The 2,321-nt window shown below is 38.4% G+C and carries 3 protein-coding genes and 2 riboswitches; of the genes, 1 reads left to right on the top strand and 2 read right to left on the bottom strand.

Annotation, left to right across the window (positions count from 1 at the left end; all coding sequences use genetic code 11):
• A partial coding sequence (locus V7149_RS18795) for a hypothetical protein (RefSeq protein WP_335347128.1) occupies window positions 1-113 on the bottom strand: 113 nt, incomplete at its 3' end.
• Between the two features lie 16 nt (window positions 114-129).
• A complete protein-coding gene (gene gcvT / locus V7149_RS18790; RefSeq protein ID WP_335347127.1) occupies window positions 130-1,236 on the bottom strand; it encodes a glycine cleavage system aminomethyltransferase GcvT in 1,107 nt (368 codons plus the stop codon).
• A gap of 132 nt (window positions 1,237-1,368) precedes the next feature.
• Window positions 1,369-1,448: riboswitch (glycine riboswitch) on the bottom strand.
• Window positions 1,449-1,451: 3 nt separating this feature from the next.
• Window positions 1,452-1,543, bottom strand: a riboswitch (glycine riboswitch).
• A gap of 278 nt (window positions 1,544-1,821) precedes the next feature.
• On the opposite strand from gcvT, the gene V7149_RS18785 reads away from it, so the two are divergent.
• On the top strand, window positions 1,822-2,321 hold a 500-nt coding region (locus tag V7149_RS18785), incomplete at its 3' end, for an SNF2-related protein (RefSeq protein ID WP_335347126.1).

The raw sequence follows: 2,321 nt of genomic DNA, 5'->3' as shown, positions 1-2,321 counted from the left end.
AATCTAACTTTTTCTGGAATATCACTAAATAATTCGTCAATTGAGTTTACACCGATTGTAGCGAGCATTTCTTTCTTGTCTGTCTCAGTCATCGGTAAATAGCGATGTTTCATCATTTTGTCTCCTCTCCTATTTTTTCTCTGTTTTATAGAAAGGCGTCGCTGCCACAACTGCTTTTAGGCGCTTTCCGCGAATCTCTACTTCTACTTCTGTTCCAATAGCAGTATTTTCAGTCTTTAATAAAGCCAAGCCGATATTTTTCTTTAAAGTTGGAGATTGTGTACCTGTTGTTACTTCTCCAATTTGCTCTTCGCCTTTAAAAACTGGGTAGCCATGGCGTGGAATACCGCGATCGATCATTTCAATTCCAGCTAATTTTCTAGTTAAACCTTCTTCTTTTTGTTTTAAAAGAACTTCTTTTCCGATAAAATCAGCTTCTTTATTCACTTTAACAGCAAAACCGATTCCTGCTTCAAGAGGTGTAATTTCCGGAGAAATTTCTTGGCCGTAAAGAACAAGATTTGCTTCAAAGCGCAACGTATCACGGGCACCTAAGCCACAAGCGATTACCCCTTCTTCTTTTCCAGCTTCTAAAATATCCTTCCAAATAGCTACAACATCATTGGCATCGCAATAAATTTCGAAGCCGTCTTCACCAGTATAGCCTGTTCTTGATACAAGAGCTTTTTTCCCATTTAGATCGACTTCATTTTGGAATTTAAAGAAACCGATGTCTGATAAATTAGTTTCACTTGCCAGCTTTTGAAGGACCCCTTCAGCTAATGGACCTTGGATCGCAACTTGTGCAGTCTTGTCAGAAAGGTTTTCGATTACTACATCGCCTTCAAGATGGTCTGCAAGCCATTTATAATCCTTTTCAATATTTGAAGCATTGACTACAAGTAAATAATGATCATCTGCAAATTTATAGACAAGTAAATCATCAACAGTCCCGCCATTTTCGTAGCACATTGCTGTATATTGGGCACCAAACTCTTTTAGTTTAGAGATGTCATTTGTCATCATTTTTTGAAGATATGAAAGACTGTCTGGACCCTTCACTTCAATTTCACCCATATGGGATACATCAAACAATCCAGCTTTTGTACGAACTGCTTCATGCTCCTCTTTAATGCTTGAGAACTGAACAGGCAGATCCCAGCCACCAAAGTCAATTGTCTTAGCACCATAGTCTTTGTAAACATCGAATAATGGTGTACGTTTTAACTGTGACATTCACTTGTCCCCCTTTTATCCTTTTTAAAAATTTAGAAATTTGCCAATGGAATGCAAAAAGCTCCATGCTCAGAAGCAAGCACATTCCACACACCAAAAAAAGACAGAAATCCCCCTATAAAAAGAGAAGATCCCTGTCCTTGCACCTGAAAGTTTACCGAAAACCGGTTTTCCCCTTTGGTGGCTTCTTAATTAAGAAGCACTCTCCAGAGCTACGTCCAACAAGGGTTCTTTTGCCTGAGAGATTCACAACAGAAATTGCTTGCTCCTTCGGCGCTACAAAAGTAGTCTCTCCCCTTATCATCATCCGTATTTATAAAATTTTCCAAATTGGTCATACTATACGCAAATGCGTCCTAAACAATTAGGTTTAGCATTAAATCCAAAATGAAACCTTTATTCTTTAATAAAATCATTCGATAAACAAAGTGGTTGTGGCAAATTTCAAAACTTTCAAAGCTATTATTATCCTACCATTAGAAACCTATTTGAGCAATGGGTAATATTTTTCTCGTTAAAAGAAATGCGGAAGCTCCTCGAAATTAGCAGGCGCAAAAGCAAGACAGCTTTAAAAGGAGAAGTTTTATGACAGTAAAAATTGAATTTGATTCGTCATGGCAAGAGGACTTTTTATCAAGAATTGAGCAGGACGGTCCATGGGGGAACTGGGAACTCTATAAACTAGCGGTAGAAGTTGAGAATCATACAACGATCCCTGAATTTGAGGGTCTGCAGGCACCTAAGCATCTATCGGGTCTTATACCATTGCCGCACCAGCTGGAGGTTGCTAAGCAAGTAGTTGAAAATATGAATGGAAAAGCCATTCTTGCAGATGAAGTAGGTTTAGGCAAAACAATTGAAGCGGGATTAATATTAAAGGAATACATGATACGCGGCTTAGTGAAAAAGGTACTAATCCTTGTGCCGGCCTCTCTAGTAACCCAATGGGCTATTGAGCTAAACACAAAATTTTTCATTCCAGCTATTACCCAGAGGAAAAGCTATGTTTGGGAGCAGTGTGATGTGGTTGTATCATCTATTGATACAGCTAAGCGAAATCCTCACAGAGATATAATATATAAACA

Origin of the sequence: Bacillus sp. JJ1503 (genome assembly GCF_036965125.1) — a bacterium.
GTDB lineage: Bacteria > Bacillota > Bacilli > Bacillales > Cytobacillaceae > Cytobacillus.
The sequence above is the reverse complement of the archived record's forward strand: the minus strand, read 5'-3'. Positions and strand labels throughout refer to the sequence as shown.

Coding starts and splice junctions, on each gene's coding strand:
- gcvT (WP_335347127.1), bottom strand. CDS start 1,236: ATGTCACAGTTAAAACGTACACCATTATTCGATGTTTACAAAGACTAT.